This is a genomic window from Vibrio chagasii (assembly GCA_041879415.1).
GTDB lineage: Bacteria > Pseudomonadota > Gammaproteobacteria > Enterobacterales > Vibrionaceae > Vibrio.
This window is the reverse complement of sequence record CP090851.1, coordinates 624,354-650,422: the sequence shown is the minus strand read 5'-3', so window position 1 is coordinate 650,422 and position 26,069 is coordinate 624,354. Positions and strand designations below refer to the sequence as shown.

18 protein-coding genes are annotated in these 26,069 nt (G+C 44.2%); 13 read left to right on the top strand and 5 right to left on the bottom strand.

All coding sequences use genetic code 11. The features are described from left to right. Positions 1-79: 79 nt before the first annotated feature. Positions 80-850 carry an ABC transporter ATP-binding protein gene (locus L0991_02950; GenBank protein ID XGB63035.1) on the bottom strand — a complete coding sequence of 257 codons (771 nt, stop codon included), beginning with the start codon at positions 848-850 and terminating at the stop codon, positions 80-82. A gap of 791 nt (positions 851-1,641) precedes the next feature. Between L0991_02950 and L0991_02945 the strand changes: the two genes are divergently transcribed. The 6 genes from L0991_02945 (at position 1,642) to L0991_02920 (ending at position 9,549) form a co-directional block, all read left to right on the top strand. Beyond that, a complete protein-coding gene (locus L0991_02945; GenBank protein ID XGB63034.1) occupies positions 1,642-3,183 on the top strand; it encodes a DUF3360 domain-containing protein in 1,542 nt (513 codons plus the stop codon). A gap of 307 nt (positions 3,184-3,490) precedes the next feature. After that, positions 3,491-5,767: a formate C-acetyltransferase gene (gene pflB / locus L0991_02940; protein ID XGB63033.1), complete on the top strand. Its 2,277-nt coding sequence runs from the start codon at positions 3,491-3,493 to the stop codon at positions 5,765-5,767. Between the two features lie 201 nt (positions 5,768-5,968). Further along, positions 5,969-6,958: a lipid A deacylase LpxR family protein gene (locus L0991_02935; GenBank protein ID XGB63032.1), complete on the top strand. Its 990-nt coding sequence runs from the start codon at positions 5,969-5,971 to the stop codon at positions 6,956-6,958. A 163-nt stretch (positions 6,959-7,121) separates the two neighbouring features. Next, complete coding sequence (pflA, locus tag L0991_02930; GenBank protein XGB63031.1) at positions 7,122-7,862, top strand: pyruvate formate lyase 1-activating protein; 741 nt, start codon at positions 7,122-7,124, stop codon at positions 7,860-7,862. A 221-nt stretch (positions 7,863-8,083) separates the two neighbouring features. Further along, a complete protein-coding gene (locus tag L0991_02925; protein ID XGB63030.1) occupies positions 8,084-8,584 on the top strand; it encodes a YfbU family protein in 501 nt (166 codons plus the stop codon). A gap of 395 nt (positions 8,585-8,979) precedes the next feature. Next, positions 8,980-9,549, top strand: coding sequence for a porin family protein (locus L0991_02920; protein XGB63029.1), 570 nt, complete (start codon positions 8,980-8,982; stop codon positions 9,547-9,549). Positions 9,550-9,693: 144 nt separating this feature from the next. Here the strand turns inward: L0991_02920 and L0991_02915 are convergent, their stop codons facing one another. Next, complete coding sequence (locus L0991_02915; protein XGB63841.1) at positions 9,694-10,407, bottom strand: MipA/OmpV family protein; 714 nt, start codon at positions 10,405-10,407, stop codon at positions 9,694-9,696. A 396-nt stretch (positions 10,408-10,803) separates the two neighbouring features. Between L0991_02915 and L0991_02910 the strand changes: the two genes are divergently transcribed. The 3 genes from L0991_02910 (at position 10,804) to L0991_02900 (ending at position 15,685) form a co-directional block, all read left to right on the top strand. Next, positions 10,804-12,738: a PrkA family serine protein kinase gene (locus L0991_02910; protein ID XGB63028.1), complete on the top strand. Its 1,935-nt coding sequence runs from the start codon at positions 10,804-10,806 to the stop codon at positions 12,736-12,738. Positions 12,739-12,839: 101 nt separating this feature from the next. Next, positions 12,840-14,111 (top strand): YeaH/YhbH family protein, encoded by a 1,272-nt coding sequence (locus L0991_02905; GenBank protein ID XGB63027.1) that lies wholly within the window; start codon positions 12,840-12,842, stop codon positions 14,109-14,111. Positions 14,112-14,122: 11 nt separating this feature from the next. Next, positions 14,123-15,685, top strand: coding sequence for a SpoVR family protein (locus L0991_02900; GenBank protein XGB63026.1), 1,563 nt, complete (start codon positions 14,123-14,125; stop codon positions 15,683-15,685). 175 nt (positions 15,686-15,860) lie between these two features. On the opposite strand, the gene sohB is transcribed toward L0991_02900, so the two are convergent. Continuing rightward, positions 15,861-16,928, bottom strand: a complete 1,068-nt coding sequence (gene sohB, locus L0991_02895; GenBank protein ID XGB63025.1) for a protease SohB — start codon at positions 16,926-16,928, stop codon at positions 15,861-15,863. A gap of 137 nt (positions 16,929-17,065) precedes the next feature. Between sohB and L0991_02890 the strand changes: the two genes are divergently transcribed. The 4 genes from L0991_02890 (at position 17,066) to L0991_02875 (ending at position 23,352) form a co-directional block, all read left to right on the top strand. Next, positions 17,066-17,806, top strand: a complete 741-nt coding sequence (locus L0991_02890) for a YciK family oxidoreductase (GenBank protein XGB63024.1) — start codon at positions 17,066-17,068, stop codon at positions 17,804-17,806. A gap of 154 nt (positions 17,807-17,960) precedes the next feature. Then, positions 17,961-18,668, top strand: coding sequence for a translesion DNA synthesis-associated protein ImuA (gene imuA / locus L0991_02885; GenBank protein ID XGB63023.1), 708 nt, complete (start codon positions 17,961-17,963; stop codon positions 18,666-18,668). A gap of 3 nt (positions 18,669-18,671) precedes the next feature. After that, positions 18,672-20,144, top strand: a complete 1,473-nt coding sequence (locus tag L0991_02880; GenBank protein ID XGB63022.1) for a DNA polymerase Y family protein — start codon at positions 18,672-18,674, stop codon at positions 20,142-20,144. A 115-nt stretch (positions 20,145-20,259) separates the two neighbouring features. Next, positions 20,260-23,352: an error-prone DNA polymerase gene (locus tag L0991_02875; protein ID XGB63021.1), complete on the top strand. Its 3,093-nt coding sequence runs from the start codon at positions 20,260-20,262 to the stop codon at positions 23,350-23,352. Between the two features lie 315 nt (positions 23,353-23,667). Here L0991_02875 and L0991_02870 read toward each other — a convergent pair whose 3' ends face one another. Together L0991_02870 and L0991_02865 are read right to left on the bottom strand one after the other, a co-directional pair. Beyond that, positions 23,668-24,609 (bottom strand): chemotaxis protein CheV, encoded by a 942-nt coding sequence (locus tag L0991_02870; GenBank protein ID XGB63020.1) that lies wholly within the window; start codon positions 24,607-24,609, stop codon positions 23,668-23,670. Positions 24,610-24,776: 167 nt separating this feature from the next. Beyond that, positions 24,777-25,994 carry an ROK family protein gene (locus tag L0991_02865; GenBank protein XGB63019.1) on the bottom strand — a complete coding sequence of 406 codons (1,218 nt, stop codon included), beginning with the start codon at positions 25,992-25,994 and terminating at the stop codon, positions 24,777-24,779. Positions 25,995-26,069: the final 75 nt, after the last annotated feature.

Sequence of the window (26,069 nt, the reverse complement as noted above, 5' to 3'; positions counted from 1 at the left end):
ATTGTTTACACCACCGCCATTGACCTTAGCAGTAATGTTTCAATTCTGTTCTATTTCGCCATTCACCAGCCAAGACCAATTAGTAGATCGAGGAGATAAATTGTTGTAATCGCTCAGACTCTGGGTTCGTAAACAGTTTAGCTGGGTCGCCCTGTTCTTCCACTAAGCCTTGATGTAAGAACATCACATGGTTTGATACGTCACGAGCAAAAGCCATTTCATGTGTTACCACAAGCATGGTTCTTCCTTCTTCTGCTAGATCACGCATTACGCCAAGCACTTCCCCAACTAATTCAGGGTCAAGTGCGGATGTTGGTTCATCAAACAGCATTACTTCAGGATCAACCGCTAGCGCTCTTGCAATCGCAGCACGTTGTTGTTGTCCTCCAGATAAGTGACCTGGGTAGTAATCTTTACGCTCATACAGGCCTACTTTCTTAAGCAGTAGCTCTGCATTTTCAATAGCTTGTGCTTTAGGTACACCTAATACATGAACAGGTGCTTCAATAACATTTTCGAGAACGGTCAGATGAGACCAAAGGTTGAACCCCTGAAAAACCATCGCCAAACGAGAACGGATTCGTTGAACTTGTTTTTCATTAGCAGGGACAGACACACCTTGGCGGTTATTTTTCATCTGAATTAATTCACCATTAACCCAAATCTCGCCTGCAGTAGGTGTCTCTAGAAGGTTGATACATCTAAGGAAAGTACTTTTACCCGAACCTGAAGATCCGATAATCGATACCACATCGCCTTTATGCGCAGAAAGTGAAATTCCCTTTAAAACTTCATTTTGACCAAACGTTTTGTGTAGATCCTTTATGTCCAGCGCCGGTACATCTTTCATGCGCTTTCTCTCCCAAGTTTGTGAAAATGCAAGGTACTCCGACCTTTTCATGCGATACAAACTAGCACCACACGGATTAACATGCAACAAATTATTAACCTAATAATTTGGAATAAATAGCACTTCACTCTGACTTATTATGCAAAAGGTAGCGTTTTCACCTCAATTTTATGAATGACTTCTATCAATAAGCTATAAATCCAACGCTTACATTGTTTAAATAAAGTTAACCAAAATGAGATTCTCGTAGCCTAACGTCTCACAAGAAAAACAAGTTTGGTGAACGAAGAAGTGTCGTTAACAACAAGATCATAAATACGAATTCATCAAGCGACACACTCTATGAGCCACAATTATTTTAAGGCTACTGTATTGTAAGCGGTGGGCCCGGGTATCGTGGAAGGTAGGTAAAAATGAAATAACTCAATAAGAATCAGTCATTCAGAGCACCCCACCATTAGCTATGCTTTCGAAAAGGAGGGAAACGTCAATTTGTGAAAAAAAATTACACGATTTATCAACAGCACGTTAATGGAACGCTGCATTCTGTAGCTTTCTTTCACATACACTCATAAAGTGATCAAGATCAATCACCCTAAAGGGTAAGCTTGTTAGACTCCTCAACACACAATAAGGCATCAAAAATGCCATACATTTCTTTTAACTTAGCTGCATAAAGCACAGCAATACCGTGCAACAAAATGTTAATGAGTTATAACTAAGAAATAACACAATTACGCGAAATTATAGAATTCAATTTTGAATTACTAACATAAAAATATGAGGAATCTATGTCAGACGTTGTCAATAATGCGAACTCTGAAGTAGAAGAGAAAAGCTATAAAGAGCTGCACCGCCCTGCTTCTGAATTTGAGAACCGCTCAGATTATCTAGATCACGAACTTCAAATCATGAAGCCTCGTCGCTTTGGCCTAAACCTTCCAGGCCGTGATTTCCGCTTTGAACTCGAAGACCTTGTTCCTGCACTGGCTGGTACCATTGGTATCATCGCGATGTACTCTGCAGTAATGATGTCTTGGGCTGAAGGTCTAACTCAAGCTTGGGACCACGTAAACCTTGGTAAAGAGTTTGCTATCGAAGTTGCTCGTGTAGAAATGCTTATCCCTGCACTGCTATTCTGTATCCTTGCTTCTGGTTTCTTCAACCCTAAAGCAAACCTCGCCGGTAACCACGGCCCAATGATTCCTCTTATTGGTACCATCGCTCTTGCTGGTGCTCACCCTCTTGCATTGGCAATCCTTATCGGTGTCTTCGGTCTTATCCTTAGTTTCCTAAAGGGTGGGTCTAAGCTCGTCAACCTGACTTCTGAAGGTACTGCGGGTGGCTTGCTCATCTTCTTGGGTCTAACCGGTACCATGAGCCAAATCAACTCTATTCAAGCTTGGGCGGTTGGTCTTCAGTCTGACACTGTTGCTGCTGGTAGCATGGGTTACATTGGTTTGATTGTTCTTGCCGTTACCATCGGCCTATACGCTTTCCTTGCTAAAGTGAACAAGCGTTGGTTAGCAATCCCTGTTTGTGCTTTCACTGGTCTAGCTATTGCTTTAGTACTTGGTGCTGGTTTCGATATCAAATTCGTAACTGAAACAGGCATTCCAAACCTAAACCCAATCTACTGGTGGGGTTCTACTGAAGAAGGTTGGATGCTTGGTTTACCAAACGTTGAGCACTTCATCGCTTCTCTACCATTTGCAATCCTAGCGGTAGCAATGTGGTCACCAGACTTCCTAGGTCACCGTATCTTCCAAGAACTGAACTACCCTAAAAAGTCTGAAAAAGTTCTGATGGATGTTGATGACACAATGACTATGTGTTCAGTTCGTCAAATGGTAGGTACAGCAGTTGGTGGTGGTAACATCACTTCATCTTGGGGTACATACATGATCCCAGCAGCTATCGCGAAACGTCCAATCCCTGGCGGCGCAATCTTGCTTGGCTCTCTATGTATTATTGTTGCGATTCTTGGTTTCCCAATGGATGTCGCAGTATGGCCACCAGTGATGCGTGTTGCGCTACTTGTAGGTGTATCTCTACCTCTACTTGAAGCGGGTATGCAGATGGTTAAAGACTCAAAAGACTCTCAAGCAGCTGGTATCTGTATCTTCGGTTCAGCGGTTGTTAACCCAGTACTAGCATGGGCACTGACTATGCTTCTAGATAACAACGGCCTAATTGGTGATAAAGAGCGTGCTAAGCGTCTATCATTTGTAGACAAGATTGTTATCCCAGTTGGTGTTTTGGTTATCTGTCTAGTAGCAATGCTTGCAGTTGGTATGCTAGAAAGTCAATATGGTCTAAAAGCTTGGCTATAACCTCCTTTACTACACAAAAGTAGTAACCGGATTAAAAAAAAGTTTGGGTGGCAACCCCTGTCACTCAAATTTTTTCAACTTTTTTTAGCATTTATTGATTTAGTTTAAGGTTTGCAGAAATTTTTTAGCGTAGTCTTGATTACATAGAGTAAAGACAACATATAAAAAGTAGTGACAATATATATAACCATATGAAGCACATATGCTCATATATATTGTTATTAATAAGAGTGTACTACCCTTACGAGGGGCGCTGGCTCAACAGTGTTAATGTACGTGTTTTTTCTACTAAAAAGGTAGGTATGTCATGGCAGAGCAATTTGCTAAAGCTTGGGAAGATTTTGCTGCAGGTGAGTGGCAAAGCGAAGTAAACGTTCGTGATTTCATTCAAAAGAACTACACGCCGTATGAAGGCGACGAGTCTTTCCTAGTTTCTGAAGGTACTGAGGCTACTAACAAGCTTTGGGCTTCGGTAATGGAAGGTATCAAACAGGAAAACGCAACTAAAGCACCTGTAGATTTCGATACTTCTGTTATCTCTACCATCACTTCTCATGATGCGGGTTACATCGAAAAAGATCTAGAAACTATCGTTGGTCTTCAAACAGAGAAACCACTTAAGCGTGCGATCATCCCTAACGGTGGTATTCGTATGGTTGAGGGTTCTTGTAAAGCATACGGTGAAACTCTGGATCCAGCTGTTTCTAAAATCTACTCTGAATACCGTAAAACACACAACGCAGGTGTTTTCGATATCTACACACCTGACATCCTAAAATGTCGTAAGTCTGGTGTTCTAACTGGTCTTCCAGATGCTTACGGCCGTGGTCGTATCATCGGTGACTACCGTCGTGTAGCTCTATACGGTATCGACTTCCTAATGAAAGACAAGCAAGCTCAGTTTGCTTCTCTTCAAGAGCAATTCGAAAGTGGCGAAAACCTAGCAGAAACAATGCAACTTCGCGAAGAGATCTCTGAGCAACACCGCGCTCTAGGTCAAATCAAAGAGATGGCTGCTAAATACGGCTTCGATATCTCTGAGCCAGCTCAAACTGCTCAAGAAGCTATCCAATGGACTTACTTCGCTTACCTAGCGGCTGTTAAGTCTCAAAACGGTGCTGCAATGTCTCTAGGTCGTACTTCGACTTTCCTAGACATCTACATCGAGCGTGATATCGCTGCTGGCAAGATCACTGAAGTTGAAGCTCAAGAAATGATCGACCACTTCGTAATGAAGCTACGTATGGTTCGTTTCCTACGTACTCCTGAGTACGATGAGCTATTCTCTGGCGACCCAATCTGGGCAACAGAGTCTATGGGTGGTATGGGTATCGACGGTCGTACGCTAGTAACGCGTTCTAACTTCCGTTTCCTAAACTCTCTATACACTATGGGTCCTTCTCCAGAGCCAAACATCACTGTTCTTTGGTCTGAGCAACTACCTGACGGCTTCAAGCGTTTCTGTGCGAAGGTGTCTATCGATACTTCTTCTATCCAGTACGAAAATGATGACCTAATGCGTCCTGACCTAGAGTCTGATGATTACGCTATCGCTTGTTGTGTATCTCCAATGATCGTTGGTAAGCAAATGCAGTTCTTCGGTGCTCGTGCTAACCTTGCGAAAACAATGCTTTACGCAATCAACGGCGGTGTAGATGAGAAGCTTAAACTTCAAGTAGGTCCTGTTTCTGACAAGATCACTGACGAAGTTCTTAACTACGATGACGTAATGGCTCGCCTAGACACATTCATGGACTGGCTAGCTAAGCAATACGTGACTGCACTAAACAGCATTCACTACATGCACGACAAGTACAGCTACGAAGCGTCTCTAATGGCTCTTCATGACCGTGACGTTCGTCGTACTATGGCTTGTGGTATCGCAGGTCTATCTGTTGCAGCTGACTCACTATCTGCAATCAAGTTCGCGACTGTTAAACCAATCCGCGACGAAGATGGCATCGCAACTGACTTCGAAATCGAAGGCGATTACCCTAAATACGGTAACAACGACGCTCGTGTAGATGATATCGCTTGTGAACTAGTTTCTACGTTCATGAACAAGATCCGTAAGCTTAAGACTTACCGTAACTCTATCCCTACACAGTCAGTTCTTACTATTACATCTAACGTTGTATACGGTAAGAAAACAGGTAACACTCCAGACGGTCGTCGTGCTGGTGCTCCTTTCGCTCCTGGTGCTAACCCAATGCACGGTCGTGATGAGAAAGGTGCTGTAGCGTCACTAACGTCTGTAGGTAAACTACCGTTTGCTGATGCACAAGATGGTATCTCGTACACGTTCTCTATCGTACCTAACGCTCTTGGTAAAGATGCTGAAGGTCAGAAAGCGAACCTTGCAGGCCTAATGGATGGTTACTTCCACCACGAAGCTGGCATTGAAGGTGGTCAACACCTTAACGTGAACGTTCTTAACCGCGACACTCTAGAAGACGCAGTTAAGCACCCTGAGAAATACCCTCAGCTAACAATCCGTGTATCTGGTTACGCTGTTCGCTTTAACTCTCTAACTGCAGAGCAACAAGCTGACGTAATCGCACGTACATTTACTGAGTCTCTATAAGCTCACGCTAAATAGACAGTAAATAATAATTAGCCTCGCCAATGTGCGGGGCTTTTTTATATTCGTTACCAATCCCAACAACTTCTTCCATCTCCCTAAATGTTAGATTGAGCAAAAAAGGCGCTTTCTATTCACTTTTTTTCCACAAATTCAAGCAAAGTACGGTAATATCGCGGTTCATAATTTAAGAGTAACTGCTCCATGAAATACCTTCGTTGTTTACCCCTAATCCTTCTCTCTTTTTCATCTTTGGCGTCCGACCGCTCTACCGTCACATTCGCACTAGACAATGATGGAATTTTTGGTGTCGACCAAGACTATACCAACGGACTGTTTTTGGGTTACACATCGTCAAGCATTACCCCATACGATTGGGTAAAACCATTAAGTCTTTCTTACTGGGGCGCAAGCTCTCTAGATAAGTGGGAAATCACCCTTGGCCACAAAATGTATACCCCTTCTGACATAGAGGTAGAAGAGCCTTTACCAAATGACCGCCCATACGCCGGTTACTTACACACAGAATTCAACTACATCAGCTTGAACCCGCAACAAGCTCAGCGCTTTAACATCACGTTTGGCACAACAGGCGAGCGTGCGCTTTCTGAAGATGCTCAAAAACTGGTTCACTCGATCACTAAATCAGATGAGCCTCTGGGGTGGGAATACCAAGTTGATGATGAATGGGCGGGCAGCGTTGGTTACCTTAGTCATTTCAACTTAATGCGTAATCAAGCGTTGGCGAATACTGATTTCGAGATTTCTAACGTTTCAGAAATTAACGTAGGTAACTTTAGAAGTGATATTTCAACAGGCTTTATGTTCCGTTGGGGTACTGACCTAGGTGGTAACTTTGGTGCGGCTAATATCACGAGCGAAAATCCATTTAGACCAGGTATGATCGGTGCATCGAACAGCGGTTGGTTTACCTATGCAGGCCTCGAAGGTCGCTACCGTTTCAACGATCTAACAATCGAAGGCGATCGCTCTGAAATCAAAGAGAACTGGCCAAACCCAGAACAGTACGACGTAACTCTAGAGAACCTTCAAGCAACAGCTGTCATGGGTGTGGCTTGGTACAACCAATACGTTGGTGCATCCTTCGCGCTAACCGCAAAAACTCCGGATTACAAAGAAGCGAAAGAGTCTGTATACACCACCGGTGGCATTACAATGTTCGCGTTTTTCTAGAGAATCATTCAAGCTTTCACATTTACTTTTCAAGTTTGGTAAAGGCAATCATCTTCAGTGGTGATTGCCTTTATTTTTAAAGGTCTCGTTACGATTTGACCCTATTTTATGTACCGTTTTTGTAATAAAATAAAGGGCATAAATTCCTCTACGAGAATAGCTCATGTCTACAACTGGTCGCATTCACTCATACGAATCTTGTGGTACTGTCGATGGCCCTGGTATCCGCTTTATTGTATTTCTTCAAGGCTGCTTAATGCGTTGTATGTACTGCCACAACCGCGATACATGGGACCTTCATGACGGCAAAGAAGTCACTGTAGAAGAAATCATCAACGAGGCGAAATCTTACCGTCACTTCATGAAAGCGTCTGGCGGTGGCATCACCTGTTCTGGTGGTGAAGCAATGCTACAGCCTGAGTTTGTCCGAGACTTCTTTCTAGCTGCTAAGGCTGAAGGTATCCATACTTGCCTTGATACTAATGGCTATATTCGTAAACACACAGAAGTGGTTGATGAAGTATTAGACGCCGCTGATCTTGTGATGCTCGATCTGAAACATATGCGTGATGAAATTCACCATGATTTCATTGGTGTATCTAACAAGCGTACACTCGATTTTGCCCGTTACCTTCATAAGATTGGTAAAACGACTTGGATCCGTTACGTGATTGTACCTGGATACACAGACACACCAGAAGATGCACACCTACTTGGTGAGTTCATTAAAGACATGGACAACATCGAAAAAGTAGAGCTGCTTCCTTACCACAAACTGGGCGCACATAAATGGGAAGCTCTTGGTTTGGACTACCCTCTTGAAGGCGTAAACCCGCCAAGTAAAGAGACAATGGATGAAATTGTTGCGGTTCTGAGCCAATATCACTCCAACGTAAAATACTAATACCAACGGTATTCAAAACCTGTTTCAAACGCCTCAATTTCGATTGGGGCGTTTTCTTTTTCGAGCCAAACAATCCTTTCACTTTTCTTTACAACTTTTGTTTATCAATTCAAAAAATCATATTAAATCCGTGTTGAGATCATGTTTCCACTCGTAGGAATGCTGTTACTCTTACTTCAACAAAAGAATACAACATTTAGTTTTTTAGTGAGGCTTCTCCCATGGAAATGACCAATGCTCAGCGTCTAATTCTATCAAATCAATACTACCTAATGTCTCAAATGGATCCTGAGAACTCTGCTAAATACCAACGTCTACAAACGATTGTAGAGCGTGGTTACGAACTCCAAATGCGTGAGCTTAACAAAGAGTTTGGTTGCTTGACTGAAGCAGAATGTCGCGAAATTATCGACATCATGGAGATGTACCATGCAATGCAAGAGTCGAACAAAATGCTTGAAGAAGATGAGCGTAAAGAGGTTGATCAACGTCGTCTGCAGTTCTTAGGTTTCGACATTGCATCTGAAGCACAAATCGTACACTACGTACGTTTCCTTGTTGACTCAGAAGGACTTTACCCTCAATTCGATAAAGCGGACCACCACTTCAATAGCCAAATGCCAATGCTAGACAAATACCGTCGCATGCTAACAACATGGCGCAACTGCCCTCGTCAGTACCACCTATGTGCGACAGAGCTATCTCAAATCTTTAGTGCTTAATACATGAAAAGATAAGCCTTAGCTTGGCTTAAAAAATTTCAAAAAGGGTTACTCATCACGAGTAACCCTTTTTTCATGTCTGCATATAAAGAGAGAAAACGGGAACTATTAAGCGACGTGGATATGAAGTGAGCTTTACATACAGAAAATGGAAATGAAACATGAAGATAAGATATTAAACATCGAACCGTTTCCGATTAATTTCTCTGATATCGACCATTAACTAATGAGCGTAAGTTAATGACTTATAAGTAATAAGGTCATTCATCTTTATTAATTCTATATCGAGGCTTTTAATACAAATTAAAAATCACCACACCCATTTTGAACGGTGTTTTTTATTTTAAAGAAGTCGCTAGAATGCTCTGCGAAATTTATTAACCAGAGCGATAAAAATGAGAAAATTCATCCTTGCATCACTAGCCATTCTGTCGACTTCATCTTTCGCAGCTAACGACATGTACGCACTTGGTGGCGTTGGTATTAACGAAGACGATACCGGTCTACAATTCACTGCTGGCTCACAGATTCTTAATACCAATTTTTATCTTGAATCAACAATGAATTACATAGATTCCGACAGCAACGAGGTTGTGTCGAACGCACACGGTGGCCTAACTAAGTACAAAGGCAATTTGAAGCACTTCAAAATGTCTTTAGCTCCAATGTATAAGTATAGCTTCGATGAGTCTTTTGCTATCTACGGCAAAGTCGGTCTGGCTTATTCAAACATAAATGCTAAATCCACAATAACAAACGAAGATTGGTCAGCAAATAATAAATATTCAAATAGCGAATGGGGCGCAACTTACGGCATCGGTGCTGAGTTTAAGTCTATACAACCAATGTTTGGTAATTCGAAGTTTATGGCTCGTGTTGGTTTCGATTGGTGGGACTTCACCTCAGGCAGTGTGAGCCTTATTGATGAAGGCACTCTAGGTCTACAAGCTGGTTTCACTTTCTAAGGTATTAAATAGAAAAGCAGTACAGCCGTTGCACAGATCATCGTAATAACGATTTTTGGTGTTTTGACGTTAACCGCGCTGTACTTCACATAAATAAAAGGGCTACTCATCATGAGTAACCCTTTTATGTTTTCTTATCTTTTACTAGAAAACGTAAGCAACACCGACGTTTGCCGCCATATTGATGCCGCTTTCTAAGATTGGACTATTCTCTATATCGCCCTCTAGGTTGGTGTAGCGAACACCACCAGTTACTCGAACATTCGGTGTTACATGTAAGTAACTACCTAAACCAATAAAGTATTGGCCATCCCAGTCAGCATCAAATTCGTTTAGATTCGTTCTTGCAGCTTCCGCTGAACTCACACCGTACAAGTGATTGTTCAAGCGCTCACTGTTATAAGCGTAACCAATCGAAGGCGTAATCGCCCAGCCATTGCGACGAATAGGTAGACGCCAAGCTGCTTCAGCGTAAATACCGTTATGTCTAAAACCTAAGTCTGAGCCCGCTGTTGCTTCAAACATGCCCACCAGCGTAATCACTTGATAGCTGACGCCACCGAGTACCGAAGCTTTGCGTTCATCAAGTTTTTGAATGTCCACATTATCTGAGTCACCTGGCTTTAATGTTCTTGGATCATAAACCGCTCGAAACACAATATTCTGAGGTGATCCGGCTGGTAACAAACGATAACCAGCGCTGAATCCACGCATGAAAAAGTGTTCGCCTTCGTAACCAATCATAGGAATGACTGCGCGATTTGATGGCGTGTCTTTGTACACAGCAGGAGAATAAGAAGCAGCAACACCCAATGACCATTGTGATATTTTTGCGTGCGTAGCGGTCGCCATGAACATTGTTGTTCCAACAATGGCGATTTTTAACCAAAGACTCTTCACTGTTTCTACCTATTTTTTAAGCGATTTCTGATAACGCCGCGCATTATATGGTACTTCATTCCATGAAATCAATAGAACCCAGTGATGCCTCTAATATACATAAATACAGTGTGGGAATTACAAAATTGCTAAAAAACACAAAACAAAAGGCCGAAACCCTTCGTATATAAATTTATTTGATTCTGCGCGCATCAAGTTGCCGACTGCTTTCGCGACTCATTCAACACGCAAAATTGTAAATAAATACATAATTGTTAAGCAAAATTGTGGAAGCGGGTCTAACCTTAAAATGTAGGGAGAGCCTATTTTTCAATCGCTCGTCAGTTTTGACTGGTTAACAAGGGGAATGTGACTATGAGTATATTTGACCACTATCAATCACGTTATGAAGCAGCCAAGGAAGAAGAGCTGACACTGCAAGAGTTCTTGGCGCTGTGTAAAGACGACAAAAGTGCTTACGCCAACGCCGCGGAGCGCTTACTTCTGGCTATTGGCGAACCTGAGGTTATTGACACCGCGCAAGACCCTCAACTAAGTCGCATTTTCTCTAACCGAGTTATATCTCGTTACCGTGAGTTCGAAGACTTTTACGGTATGGAAGACGCGATTGAACAGATTGTTTCTTATCTAAAACATGCTGCGCAAGGCCTAGAAGAACGCAAACAGATCCTCTACTTGCTAGGTCCTGTGGGCGGCGGTAAATCATCGCTTGCTGAAAAGCTAAAAGCGCTGATGCAAAAGCTACCTATTTACGTACTTTCTGCTGACGGTGAACGAAGCCCAGTAAATGACCACCCATTCTGTCTATTTGACGTCAATGAAGATGGTGACTTACTGAAAAACGAATATGGCATCGAAAAACGCTATCTTCGTTCGATTATGTCTCCATGGGCTGCAAAACGCCTGCATGATTTCGGCGGCGACATTTCCAAATTCAAAGTCATCAAGTTACGCCCTTCTATCCTCGACCAAGTTGCGATCGCGAAGACAGAGCCTGGTGATGAAAACAACCAAGATATCTCTTCCCTAGTTGGTAAAGTAGATATCCGTAAACTAGAACACTTCTCTCAAGATGATCCAGATGCCTACAGCTACTCTGGTGCGCTATGTAAAGCTAACCAAGGTCTGATGGAATTCGTAGAGATGTTCAAGGCACCGATTAAGGTACTACACCCTCTACTAACAGCAACTCAAGAAGGTAACTTCAACGGTACTGAAGGGCTTTCTGCGCTGCCATTCGACGGCATGATTCTAGCTCACTCGAACGAATCCGAGTGGCAGACATTCCGCAACAACAAAAACAATGAAGCCTTCCTCGACCGTGTGTACATTGTAAAAGTGCCTTACTGTCTACGCGTTTCTGAAGAAGTTAAGATCTACAAGAAACTGCTTGAGCACAGTGAACTGTCGAACGCACCATGTTCGCCAAGCACACTCGATCTGCTATCGCAATTCAGCATCCTATCGAGACTGAAAGAGCCTGAGAACTCGTCTCTGTTCTCGAAAATGCGCGTTTACGATGGTGAAACCCTTAAGGACACCGATCCAAAAGCGAAGAGTTATCAAGAGTACCGTGACTACGCAGGCGTAGACGAAGGTATGTCTGGTCTATCGACTCGTTTCGCCTTTAAGATTCTATCTCGCGTGTTCAACTTCGACCAAGCCGAAGTGGCCGCGAACCCGGTTCATCTGTTCTACGTCATTGAACAACAAATTGAACGTGAGCAATTCCCTCAAGAAACCGCCGAGAAATACCTTGAGTTCTTGAAAGGATATCTAGTGCCACGCTACGTAGAGTTCATCGGCAAAGAAATTCAAACCGCTTACCTAGAGTCTTACTCTGAGTACGGTCAGAACATCTTCGACCGCTATGTAACCTACGCAGACTTCTGGATCCAAGACCAAGAGTACCGCGACCCAGAAACAGGCCAGCTATTTGACCGTGCTTCTCTAAATGGTGAGCTAGAGAAAATCGAGAAAACAGCCGGTATCAGTAACCCTAAAGACTTCCGAAATGAGATTGTGAACTTTGTGCTTCGTGCTAAAGCAAACAATAACGGTCAAAACCCAGTTTGGACAAGCTACGAGAAACTGCGCACTGTGATTGAGAAGAAAATGTTCTCCAACACAGAGGAGCTACTTCCTGTTATCTCGTTCAACGCTAAGACCTCAACGGATGATCAGAAAAAGCACGACGACTTCGTTGCTCGTATGATGGAAAAAGGCTACACCGAGAAACAAGTGCGACTGCTATCTGAGTGGTATCTAAGAGTTCGTAAATCCTCATAAACAAAAGGTATAGAGCTGCTCAAATGGGCAGCTCGTACCAACCAATAACTCTTATACCCGTGTAAAAGTAGGATCGCGACATCAGCTGAGAGGGAGTTCTTATGGCACAATTTATCGATCGGAGGCTCAATGGCAAGAATAAGAGTGCTGTAAACAGACAGCGCTTCTTACGACGCCATAAAGAGCAAATCAAAGAATCTGTGGCCGATGCAGTCAACCGACGCTCTATCACCAACACTGAAACTGGTGAGGACGTCACTATTCCTCATAAAGACATCAAAGAACCAAGCTTTCACCAAGGCCAAGGTGGCGTAAGAGAACGTGTGCACCCTGGTAATGATCAATTCATCACTGGCGACAAGATTGAGCGCCCGAAAGGTGGTGGTCAAGGTGGTGGCTCAGGCCAAGGAGATGCTAGTCCTGATGGCGAAGGGCAAGATGAGTTTACTTTCCAAATATCAAAAGACGAATACCTTGATATTCTGTTCGAAGACCTCGCTCTGCCTAACCTAGAAAAAAATCAGGTCAACAAGATCACTGAATGGAAAACCCACCGCTCTGGTTACCAAAGCGCAGGTATTCCATCCAACATCGCGATTGTTCGCTCACTGCAACAGTCACTTGCTCGTCGAACCGCAATGACAGCAGGTCGAAAGCGCGATTTAAAAACGCTAATGGACCAGCTCGATCAAGTTCAAATGACCGAGCCCGCTCAACCGTTTGAAGAAGCTCGAATCAAGGAAGAGATTGCCGAGCTACGTAAAAAAATCGATAGCGTGCCGTTCATCGATACCTTCGATTTACGTTACAAAAACTACGAGAAACGCCCTATTCCATCAAGCCAAGCGGTGATGTTCTGCTTGATGGATGTGTCTGGTTCAATGGACCAAGCCACTAAAGACATCGCAAAACGTTTCTATGTGCTGCTGTATCTATTCCTTAATCGCACCTACGAAAATGTCGATGTGGTGTTTATTCGTCACCATACTCAAGCCAAAGAAGTCGACGAGCATGAGTTTTTCTACTCGCAAGAGACCGGTGGCACCATTGTATCGAGCGCCTTGAAGCTGATGAAAGAAATTGTTGCTGACCGTTATCCGGCTAATGAGTGGAACATCTATGCAGCGCAAGCTTCTGATGGTGATAACTGGGCAGATGACTCACCACGCTGTAAAGAATTACTGGTCAATACGCTTCTGCCGACTTGCCAATACTACTCGTACATCGAAATCACGCGTCGCTCACACCAAACACTCTGGCATGAGTATGAGAAGTTAGAAGCAAGCTTCGACAACTTCGCCATGAAAAACATCAAAACAGTGGATGATATCTTCCCTGTGTTTAGAGAACTGTTCCAGAAAGAGACAGCGTAAGGGGGCTTGCCATGACAGCGAAATCAAACGTTGCAGAGAAAGACAAAGCTGCACCAAAAAACAACGACAAGATGCTGCCTGACGGTCCAGATTGGACGTTCAACCTCTTAGAGCGATACCACGTGGAAATTAAGCGTGTTGCGCAGCATTACAGACTAGACACTTACCCGAACCAAATCGAAGTGATCACTTCTGAACAGATGATGGATGCGTACTCGAGTATCGGTATGCCTATTAATTACAACCACTGGTCATTTGGTAAGAAGTTCATTCAAACAGAACAAAACTACAAGCATGGTCAAATGGGGCTCGCGTATGAAATCGTAATCAACTCGGACCCTTGTATCGCCTACCTAATGGAAGAGAATACCGTGACGATGCAAGCGCTGGTAATGGCACACGCTTGTTACGGCCATAACTCTTTCTTTAAGGGGAATTACCTGTTCCAAACATGGACAGATGCGAGTTCAATCATCGACTACTTGTTGTTTGCTAAGAAGTACATCAATGATTGTGAAGAGAAATACGGCGTTTCAGAAGTCGAACAACTGCTCGATTCTTGCCATGCTCTGATGAATTACGGTGTTGACAGATATAAGCGCCCAGAGAAGATCTCCATCGCAGAGGAAACCGCTCGCCAAGAAGAACGTGAGGCTTACCTGCAGTCTCAAGTCAACGAACTGTGGCGCACAGTGCCACAAAACCGCGACAAAGAGGAAGAGCAGAAAGTACGCTTCCCAAGCGAGCCACAAGAGAACATTCTTTACTTCATTGAGAAGAATGCGCCTTTACTGGAACCTTGGCAGCGTGAATGTGTACGTATTGTTCGTAAGGTCAGCCAATACTTCTACCCTCAGAAACAGACTCAGGTAATGAATGAGGGCTGGGCAACCTTCTGGCACTACACCATTCTTAACCATCTGTACGATGAAGGCTTAGTGAGCGATAAGTTCATCTTAGAGTTTCTACACAGCCACACTAGCGTAGTCGCGCAACCCGCCTACAACAGCCCGTATTTCAGTGGCATAAACCCATACGCGCTTGGCTTTGCGATGTTTAGAGACATCCGCCGTATCTGTGAAGAACCGACCGATGAAGACAGAGAGTGGTTCCCAGAACTGGCAGGGTCAGATTGGCTAGAAGCGGTGCACTTTGCGATGCACAACTTCAAAGATGAAAGCTTCATCAGCCAATATCTTTCTCCGAAAATCATTCGAGACTTTAAGCTGTTTGCTGTGCTCGATGATGACCGAAAAAATACCATTGAAGTGAGTGCAATTCATGATGACCCAGGCTACCGCCTGATCCGTGAAAAGCTCGCCGCACAATATAACCTCAGCAACCTTGAACCTAACATTCAGGTATTCAATGTAGATGTCCGAGGCGATCGTTCAATGACACTCCAATATGTCCCTCATGACCGCATCCCTCTTGATAAAGGTTACGACGAAGTGATGAAGCACTTATATCGCTTATGGGGCTTCGATGTGATTTTAGAAGAGGTCAAAGACACAGGTCATAGAGAGATTCTGACTACTTGCCCGAAACGTAATGATTACGGAGCAAAAATCTAATACTCATCGCAGTTATTCGGTGATGAGTATAAGACTCCGCTCCCCCTACAACATAGTGGTCACCCGCTCGGAAGTGGAGCAACAAAAAAGCGCATAAGTCCTAGACTTATGCGCTTTCCTTTTAAGCTTCTTTTGGCTCTTGCTTCTTAAGCTCTAGCGCCTTAAACGAACACTATTAAACAATCGGCTTTTGACCGCGTTCAATCAGCTTCATCAGCACGCTGTCTGCAGATTTACCTGCCACGCCTGCTAGCTTGTCCGATAGCTTTTTCTTCTGTACATAGTGAATCGCTAGCACTGTCTTGTCTTTGCATGCTTCAACAACTAGGTCATCAGAAGTGCGAATCTCATCCACCAGCCCAAGTTCATGAGCTTGCGTACCAAACCAGTGTTCACCCGTCGCCACTTTATCAAGGTCAAGTGCTGGACGATGGTCGCGAATAAAGTCTTTGAATAGACCATGTGTCTCTTCTAGCTCTTCTTTAAACTTCTCACGTGCTTTATCGCTGTTCTCACCAAACATAGTCAGTGTGCGCTTGTACTCACCTGCTGTTAGCTGTTCGAACTCGATATCGTGTTTTTTAAGCAGCTTGTTAAAGTTTGGCAGTTGAGCGATCACACCAATAGAGCCAACGATAGCGAAAGGCGCTGACACAATTTTGTCTGCAATACATGCCATCATGTAACCGCCGCTTGCCGCCACTTTGTCTACCGAGATAGTCAGAGGCAGACCTGCTGCTTTGATACGATCAAGTTGAGAAGACGCCAAACCGTAGCCGTGAACCATGCCACCACCAGATTCAAGCTTAAGTAAAACTTCATCGCCTTCACGAGCAACAGCCAGAACCGCCGTTACCTCTTCACGTAATGAAGCCACTTCTTTCGCATCAATGCTGCCATTAAAATCAAGAACGAATAGATGTGGTTCACGCTTGCTATCAAGCTCACCCTCTTTCGCTGCTTTTTTCACTTCTTTACCGCGTGATTTTACTTTCTCTTTTTCCGCTTTCTTTTCTGCTTTATCACGGGCTTTGATGAAAGCATCATCGTGTAGATGGTGCTCTAATTGTTCGATTGTCTGTTTATGGTGTTCAGATAGGTTCGTGATTTCCAGCTCACCTTTAATCGCGCTTGATTTTCCACCCACAGATTTAGCAATGACTAAAATTGCGATGATGGCGATTACAACGGTCGCAATCTTGGCTAAAAACAAGCCGTAGTCCAACAAAAATTCCAATGTCATATCCCCTAATGTATGAATTAGTGTATTGTAACCATCTTGTCACGATTACCAAGAATTTCTCATCATTCCTGCGGTTATCTGTGTGATTAAACATCAATGGAATGGCGAACATAATAAAAGAAAGAAGGATAAGCACAGTGGATTACCCAATCTCTACAGATGCCCTCAAAGATAAAGTAATTTTGGTTACTGGTGCTGGTGCCGGTATTGGACGCCAAGCAGCACTAAGCTTCGCTCAACATGGCGCGACAGTTATTCTGCTAGGCCGCAATGTTAAAAACCTTGAATTTATTTACGATGAAATCGAAAGTGCTGGTTACCCACAGCCTGCGATCATCCCATTAGATCTAAAAGGCGCGACAAAGCAGAACTACATTGATATGGCTGAAACCATTGAGTCACAGTTCGGTCGTTTGGACGGTCTACTTCATAACGCTGGCGTCCTCGGTACTCTGAGCCCGTTTGAGCAGATTGATGAAGAGACTTTTGATGATGTTATGCAGATCAATGTGAAGTCTGAGTTCTTGATGACTCAAGCACTTCTTCCTGCTCTTAAGAAAGCGGAAGCAGGTCGTATCGTATTTACGTCTTCTACCGTTGGCCACTCAGGCCGCGCATTCTGGGGCACTTACGCGATCTCTAAGTTTGCTACCGAAGGTATGATGCAAATCCTAGCGGATGAGCTTGAAGACACCAACATCCGTGTTAATGCGATCAACCCAGGCGGCACTCAAACACGCATGCGCGCAAAAGCGTACCCAGGAGAAGATGCGAACAAGCTGAAAACGCCACTGGACATCATCCCACTGTACTTACACTTAATGAACCCAAGTGTGACAGACATTAATGGCCAATGTATCGACGCTCAACCTAAGTAGTTGATATTATAACCAATCGTAAAAAGTCGCTTTAATAGCGGCTTTTTTTGTATCTAAATCAATCTACTAGCACTTACTTCTGCTAATTATCATCATTTTGCTTTGCATCTTTTTCATTGTTAAATATACTGTATAAATATACAGGTATTTAATTATGCATGAACTCATAAAAAACTTACAAGACCGCCAGCTAATCTGGAAAGGTCTACAATCAACAACGTTAGGAAGTACCACTTCAACAGGCTATCCGCAATTGGATAAACAGCTAGATGGTGGCTTTCCGACGCACGGCGTTATTGAAGTTGAATCACAACAAGGGATCGGCGAACTACGCCTACTCACGCCCTATTTAGCTCAGCAAAACTCACAAAAACTGGCCATATTCATTAACCCGCCAGGGAAGATTTGTGCCGAGTTTTTTAGCAGCCAAGGAGTCGAGCTTGATAACATCTTGGTGATCGAGCCTCAGCGCGATCTCGATGCATTATGGGCTGCTGAGCAATGCCTCAAGAGTGGTGCTTGTCATTCTGTATTGTTATGGGGAGCCGATCTCGAAATCCACCAAACCAAGCGCCTGCAAGCTGCAAGTGAAACCGGTAAATGCCTGCAGTTTCACTTTAAATCCACCAGCCATAACCAATTATCCCTACCCGTTTCTTTAAGCTTGAAGCTCTCTTCTCATGCTCAGGGGGTAAAGGTTGAGGTAACAAAAAGAAAAGGCAGCTGGTCATATGGCAGCTTTATTCTCGACATGACCCACAATTGGCCGTTACTAACAGAGAAAATCATCAGCATCGACAGCTCACACCATGCCTTGTCTGATAATACTGTGCTGGCTTTTCCTATTGCGAAGCAAGGCTAACGTATGCTGTGGCTGTATCTGCACTTTCCATCTCTGCAACTGGATACCTTGTTTAACTCAAGTGAATCGGGCTCAAACAAAGAATTACATGAGCAACCAATTATCATCGTGGATGAAAAAGATCATCGTGTGCTACAAGCTAATCAAGCTGCACTGGAATCAGGTATAACACTGGGCATGGGACTAGGGTCAGCGGCGGCGCTTTGCCATCACTTACACGTTCACCCTTACAGCATTGAACTTGAGAAAAACAAACTGAAAGAGATAGCTCAATGGGCCTATCTGGTGACTTCTGACATGACCGTGTTGCCACCCAATGGCTTATTAATTAAAGCTTCTAACATGCTATCGCTTTACGATGGGCTGGATAACTACTGGCATGAACTCAAAAGCCATATTGAAACCCTTAACATTAAGTTCAGTTTCGCCACGGGTTACTCACCGCTTTCTGCAATCCTTTTGGGCAAGCAAGCGATCAATCAAGTAACAGACAATGTTCAACAAATGAAGGCTTGGGTTAACCAACAAGCATTGAGTTCTAGTGAACTGCCGCCTAAACAAGTTGAGCGCTTAAATCGTGTCGGCATTAATATCGTTGAAGAGCTATTGAAGCTACCTTTGCAAGAGGTCGCACGTCGCTTTGATATCGACTTGGTCAATTATGTTGGTCGCCTTAATGGGCAGTTCAAGCACCCTATTGATTTCTATCATCCACCAGAAAGCTTCCAGCAATATCTGGAGCTGTTGTTTGATATAGAAAATATTCTATTTATCGAAAAGCCACTGCTGAAATTATTGAATCAGCTGGAGTGCTTTTTGAAGCTACGTGACAGAGTCGCGTTTGAGCTAACACTGACTCTGCATCTTAGGGATAAAGACGACCACCATGTCTCTTTCTATTCAGCACAGGGCGATTACCTTGCAGAAAAGTGGGCTAACCTTACCCATCTGACCTTAGAGTCACTCAAGCTCACTGCCCCTGTTCAAGGGCTTACTCTCTCGTTAGCTCGTCATGGTGAGCCTCAAATGGCCTACCATGATCTTTTTGATGGCAATACCGGAACACTTGCAGCGTTAGATCTACTGTCACTGTTACAGGCAAAGCTCGGACAGGCATGCATTCAAACACCGAAAATACAGCAGGATCCTAGGCCAGAAAAAGCCAATCGCTACTCGCTTCCAACCCTGAGTAAAACCGTAGCAAAGAAAAAAGCCACCATTGAGGTTGTGGAACAAACAACGCCCACTCTCAGCACAGGTCAGCAGCGACTCAGGCCCAGCATTTTACTGCCGGAGCCAGAAGCCTTAACCGAGAACGTCACCTTATCTCAAGGGCCTGAACGTATTGTTTCTGGATGGTGGGATGGCGAGAAAATCATTCGTGACTATTTTATTGCTCACAGTGAAAACGGGCGATGGTTGTGGGTATTTAGAACACCAGATAAACAGTGGTTCTTACACGGCTTATTCAGCTAATCAACACTTACTCAGCTAACCAATAAAGAGTTGAATCGCCAACCCGCACCATTGACTCAATTTAAACGCCCCTTTTCAATCATGTTTACTCACAATGATTAAGTGAGATTACGTTATGTCTCAGCAATACTCAGAGCTTTTCTGCCAAAGTAATTACTCCTTTCTTGAAGGAGCTTCACACGCGGAAGAGCTGGTGTTACAGGCCGATTTTTTACGTTACAAAGCACTCGCGATCACTGATGAGTGCTCGGTCGCGGGTATCGTTAAGGTTCACTCTGCAATCAAGCAACACAAACTGTCGCTCAAGCAGATTGTCGGGAGCATGTTTTGGCTAAATGAAGAGTGCCAAGTGGTTTTGCTGTGCCCAAATAGGAAAGCCTATGCTGAACTGTGCCGTATTATTACTAACGCGAGACGCCGTAGCAGCAAAGGACATTATCAGCTCTCTGAGTGGGATATCATGTCGGCTAAACACTGCTTCATTCTATGGCTCCCTCAACAGAAAACTGAAGACGCCCATTGGGGGCAGTGGCTTTCACAACATCACTCTGGTCGATTGTGGATTGGCTTACAACGACACCTAAAGCAGACCGATCAACAGTACATCAATTACTGTGTGGGGCTGTCACATCATCATCACCTGCCAATAACAGCTTGTGGCGGTGTGTTAATGCACAATGCTAACCGTCTGCCCTTACAGCACTCACTCACTGCGATTAAATACCAAAAGCCCATTACCGAAGTGGGTACCCATCTGTTAGCGAATGCCGAGCGCTGTTTACGAAGCATCAATAAGCTCTCTCATATCTTTAAAACAGAGTGGCTAGAAGAGAGCAATCGCATCGCTGAGCTGTGTGACTTTGATCTGGATAGCTTGCGATACGAATACCCAAGTGAGCTGATCCCTCAAGGTGAAACTCCCATGAGTTATCTGCGCATGTTGGTCGAGAAGGGCAAACAGGCTCGCTTTCCACAAGGTGTCCCTAGTGACATTCAACAGATCATCGATAAAGAGCTAGGGCTCATTGACGAGCTCGACTACCCTTTCTTCTTCCTGACGATCCACGACATCGTCATGTTTGCCAAAAGCCAAGGTATTCTTTATCAAGGTCGAGGTTCAGCGGCCAATTCAGTGGTTTGTTACTGCCTAGAGATCACCTCGGTCGACCCAAGGCAGATCTCAGTGCTGTTCGAGCGCTTCATCAGTAAAGAGCGTGATGAGCCGCCCGATATTGATGTCGACTTTGAGCATGAACGCCGCGAAGAAATAATCCAGTACATCTATAAAAAGTATGGCCGAGAACGTGCTGCGCTTGCTGCTACGGTCATTTCTTATCGCTTCAAAAGTGCAGTAAGAGATGTAGGTAAAGCCTTGGGGCTACAAGAAACCCAGCTTGATTACTTCATTAAGAACACCAACCGCAGAGATAAAAGCCTAGGTTGGCAGGCTCAACTCACGCTATTAGGGCTACAGCCTGACTCTTTAAAAGGCCAGCAGTTTATCCATTTGGTTAATGAAATCATCGGTTTTCCACGCCACTTATCTCAACATGTGGGCGGCTTCGTGATCTCCTCTGGTCCCTTGTATGAATTGGTGCCTGTCGAGAACGCGGCAATGCACGATCGCACTATTATTCAATGGGATAAGGATGATCTTGAGACTCTGGGGCTACTTAAGGTTGATGTACTTGCTCTTGGTATGCTGTCTGCAATTCGAAAATGCTTCGACCTGATCAAACGTATTCATGGTCGTTCATTAACGATCGCAGAGATCACTCGTCTTAAGGATGATCCTCAGGTGTATGGCATGATTCAGCGAGCAGACACCGTTGGCATATTCCAAATTGAGTCACGAGCACAAATGAGCATGCTGCCAAGGCTCAAGCCAAGGACGTACTACGACTTGGTGATTCAAATCGCTATCGTGCGCCCAGGTCCGATTCAAGGTGACATGGTGCACCCATATCTCAAGCGTCGTGATGGTATTGAGCCAATCAGCTATCCATCGAAAGAGGTTGAATCCGTCCTATCGCGCACTATGGGAGTGCCTATATTCCAAGAACAAGTGATAAAGCTCGCTATGGTCGCCGCAGGGTTTACAGGCGGAGAAGCGGATCAACTCAGACGCGCGATGGCCGCTTGGAAGAAAAACGGCAACGTATTTAAATTTAAAACCAAACTCATTGAAGGCATGCAAAAGCGAGGCTATGACATTGAGTTTGCAGAACAAATCTTTAAACAGATATGTGGTTTTGGTGAATACGGCTTCCCGGAGAGTCACTCCGCTTCGTTTGCAGTACTCGCGTATTGTTCAGCTTGGTTAAAATGCTATTACCCAGAGTGCTTCTACGCCTCCTTACTGAATAGCCAACCTATGGGGTTCTACAGCCCATCGCAATTGGTACAAGATGCTCAGCGACATAATGTGGCGATACTTCCTGTATGCGTGAATGCCTCTCAAGACAACCACACTGTTGTCTCTCAGCAAAATGGTTTAGCAATACGTTTAGGGATGAGACAAATCAAAGGCTTGAGTGAACATGGTATTCAGAGTGTGCTCGCTAACCGGCCGAGATCGGGTTATCGCCACCCTAGCCAGGTAAAACAGTTATCAATCAACAAGAAAGACATTGAGCTACTTGCCTCAGCGAATGCACTTCACAACGTTTCAGGTGACCGCTTTCAAACTCGCTGGGCGATAATGGACTCGGCCTCTGACCTCCCCTTGTTCAGCCACATCGATGACAGCTTTGAAAAGGATAATGACGAACAAGGGTTGCAACAACCCAGCGAGATGCAGGATTTACTTGAGGATTTCACCAGTGTTGGGATCTCCTTGAATAAGCACCCCATCACGCTACTGGAAGAAGCCAACCGATTAGGTCGATTCACACATATGAAGGACTTAAAACAACAACGACACAAGTCCATGGTCACCGTTGTTGGTCTTGTGACCGGCAAGCAATCACCCGGAACCGCAGCTGGCGTCACCTTTGTCACACTGGAAGATAATACGGGCAATATTAACGTGGTGGTTTGGGGAGCAACAGCGCGCGCTCAACAGCAAGCGTATCTCACAGCTAAGGCGTTAAAGGTGCAAGGCATCCTAGAAAAAGAAGGTGAAGTGGTGCATGTCATTGCAGGGAAGCTTATCGACATTACCGATGAGATTGTTGGCTTAAAAACCAAGTCACGAGACTTTCATTAATAACTCAAGCCGCTGTTTTATTTAGGTAAAGAGAGAAACGAAAAAGGGAAGCATCTGCCTCCCTTTATTTCAAATTGTTGAGTTATACCTCAACGTCAGCTTCCGTACGTCTTTTCTTAAATTCCCTATATAGTAATAAGCTTAAAGTCATTACAACTTTAGACGTTAACCATATCATTAAGAGGAACTACCTTAGATTGTGCGTGAAAAGTTACGTTAGTAGTAATGCATATTTCGTGACGATTAATATGCTGCGTCAATAATAGCAAACGTTTTCTATAAGGTCACTCAAAACAAACCGACTGACGGTATAATTTACAAAATCTGACGCATACGCTCTTGAGTTACCTCAACCAACAAGTCAGGTTGGAACTTAGAAATGAAGCGGTTACACCCTACTTTTTCCACCATCGCCTCATTAAAACTTCCGCTTAATGAAGTATTTAGCGTAATAAACAGGTCGTGCATTCTCGGGTCAGAGCGCACTTCGTGAGTCAGTTTGTAGCCATCCATCTCAGGCATTTCAGCATCAGTGATCATCAACAGTATTTCTTGGTTGATGTCTTTACCTTCGTCACACCAACCTTTGAGTAGGTTCAATGCTTCTAAACCGTCACAACATTCAATAATGTTCAAACCTAATTGCGACAAGGTGCCTTTGATTTGGTTACGCGCGGTTGAAGAGTCATCAACGATAAGTACATTGCGCCCTATCATCTCTTGAGCTAACTGCTCATCTAACACACCTTCAGAGATCGAGACATCGTAATCGATGATCTCTGCTAACACTTTCTCAACGTCGATGATCTCAACGATTTTGTGCTGATCTTCTTCTTGAATATGCGTGATAGCGGTTAGGTAGTTGGCGCGACCCGTTGTCTTTGGTGGCGGCTGAATTTCTGTCCACATTGTATTGACGATATTACGAACCTGCCCAACCAAAAAGCCTTGTACCGTTCGGTTGTACTCCGTAATGATCAAGTTACTCTCTTGCGATTCAGCACGCGATGGTGGAAAACCAATGGCACTGCGCAGATCAATCACAGGCACAGATTCGCCTCGCAAAGAAGCTACACCCGTAATGTGATGATGAGATCCAGGTAAACGAGTAAGTACCGGCACTTTTAGCACTTCTTTAACTTTAAATACGTTAATCGCAAATAATTGACGACTATTTAAGCTGAATAACAAGAGCTCCAGACGGTTTTCACCAACCAGTTTCGTTCTCTGATCAACCGAATTTAAAACGCCAGACATACAACACCTTAGTGACAAATAATAACTGTGGCTACAATAGCCTACTTCAATAGGTTAAAGCAAAGCGCTAATGCACAGAATGCTTAAACTAAGTACAACAAATGCTGTTATACAAAGCTTAAGTACATGGAAAGGTTCGGGGGAAGGCTAAAAGAAGAGAAAAAGAGTTAGCCTTCAATAACTTTCATTAACAACTGACCATCGTAAAGGGCTTGCTTGATAAGCGCAGCACCAGGCATCGTTGCTTGTTTGTAGAATCGAGACTCCACCAGCTCTAAATCTTGGTGGTAAACCGACAAGCTCTGCTCTTCGATACATTTTTGAATCGCAGGGTACAGAACGCTCTTAGCTTGGTTGATAACACCACCGACTAAGATTTTCTCTGGGTTGAACAGGTTAATCACAATCGCAATCGCTGAGCCTAGGTAGCGACCTAACTGCTCAATCACTTCGACCGCTAGTGGATCACCATCAGCCGCAGCAGCACAGATTTGTTCAATCGTGACATCTTCAAAAGCAGTCAGCGTGGATTCCTCACCATTGGCTAGACGCTCTTTCACTTGCTCACGAATCGCTTGTGAACTCGCAACCGTCTCTAAGCAGCCTCGGTTACCACAATGACACAGCTTGCCTTCCTTATCGATCTGGATATGCCCCAGCTCACCGATGTTGCCATGACGACCTTGTAAAACGCGGCCATCAAGAATAATCCCGGCACCTAAGCCGTGGTGAATGGAGATTAAGACAGAGTTATCATTATCTTGAGAGTTACCAAACAGCTTCTCAGCCAGTGCCCAAGCGCGAGTATCATTGGCAATAAAAACCGGCAAGCCCGTTTCTTTGTAGATCTCAGGACCCAAAGCTAAATTTTCGACATTGTAATGCGGCATTTGCAACACAATACCCTGCTCTGAGTTCACAAGACCAGGGAGCGTGATCGCAATACTGGTTACCCTATCGAGCTGCTCAGCATAAGTTTGGAAGAATTCGTCGATTTCGTGAAGAAGACGCGCAAGCACATCATCTTGGTCGCGTTCGTGAATGTCGATCTTAGTATCGATAAGTACATCGCCGCCCAACTCATGAAGCGCGATTGTGAGATACCCGCGTCCAAGACGCATCGACAAGAACTGCCAACCTTCGTTATTAGTTTGCAAGCCCACAGCAGGACGTCCACGAGTTGTGGCTTCTTGAACCGTCGTTTCGTGGATAAGGTGAGCTTCCATGAGTTCACGGGTAATTTTTGTAATACTCGCCGGAGCCAACTCACTTTGTTTGGACAGATCGATACGAGAAATAGGACCTTTAAGGTCAATTAGTTTATATACACGACCAGCATTGACCTGTTTGATATGATCAATATGGCCCGGTTGAGCCATGTACATTTTACGCTCCAGAAATCATCAACGGGATAATTTTTTTACTTTGCGAAGTAATTGTGAAGTCACTTGGTATATCGC

Bases quoted from the DNA above. Each gene is read 5' to 3' on its own strand.
- pflB (XGB63033.1), top strand. From the start codon at position 3,491: ATGGCAGAGCAATTTGCTAAAGCTTGGGAAGATTTTGCTGCAGGTGAG.
- L0991_02945 (XGB63034.1), top strand. From the start codon at position 1,642: ATGTCAGACGTTGTCAATAATGCGAACTCTGAAGTAGAAGAGAAAAGC.
- pflA (XGB63031.1), top strand. From the start codon at position 7,122: ATGTCTACAACTGGTCGCATTCACTCATACGAATCTTGTGGTACTGTC.
- L0991_02875 (XGB63021.1), top strand. From the start codon at position 20,260: ATGTCTCAGCAATACTCAGAGCTTTTCTGCCAAAGTAATTACTCCTTT.
- L0991_02900 (XGB63026.1), top strand. From the start codon at position 14,123: ATGACAGCGAAATCAAACGTTGCAGAGAAAGACAAAGCTGCACCAAAA.
- L0991_02925 (XGB63030.1), top strand. From the start codon at position 8,084: ATGGAAATGACCAATGCTCAGCGTCTAATTCTATCAAATCAATACTAC.
- L0991_02880 (XGB63022.1), top strand. From the start codon at position 18,672: ATGCTGTGGCTGTATCTGCACTTTCCATCTCTGCAACTGGATACCTTG.
- L0991_02950 (XGB63035.1), bottom strand. From the start codon at position 850: ATGAAAGATGTACCGGCGCTGGACATAAAGGATCTACACAAAACGTTT.
- sohB (XGB63025.1), bottom strand. From the start codon at position 16,928: ATGACATTGGAATTTTTGTTGGACTACGGCTTGTTTTTAGCCAAGATT.
- L0991_02915 (XGB63841.1), bottom strand. From the start codon at position 10,407: ATGTTCATGGCGACCGCTACGCACGCAAAAATATCACAATGGTCATTG.
- L0991_02935 (XGB63032.1), top strand. From the start codon at position 5,969: ATGAAATACCTTCGTTGTTTACCCCTAATCCTTCTCTCTTTTTCATCT.
- L0991_02905 (XGB63027.1), top strand. From the start codon at position 12,840: ATGGCACAATTTATCGATCGGAGGCTCAATGGCAAGAATAAGAGTGCT.
- L0991_02920 (XGB63029.1), top strand. From the start codon at position 8,980: ATGAGAAAATTCATCCTTGCATCACTAGCCATTCTGTCGACTTCATCT.
- L0991_02870 (XGB63020.1), bottom strand. From the start codon at position 24,609: ATGTCTGGCGTTTTAAATTCGGTTGATCAGAGAACGAAACTGGTTGGT.
- L0991_02910 (XGB63028.1), top strand. From the start codon at position 10,804: ATGAGTATATTTGACCACTATCAATCACGTTATGAAGCAGCCAAGGAA.
- imuA (XGB63023.1), top strand. From the start codon at position 17,961: ATGCATGAACTCATAAAAAACTTACAAGACCGCCAGCTAATCTGGAAA.
- L0991_02865 (XGB63019.1), bottom strand. From the start codon at position 25,994: ATGTACATGGCTCAACCGGGCCATATTGATCATATCAAACAGGTCAAT.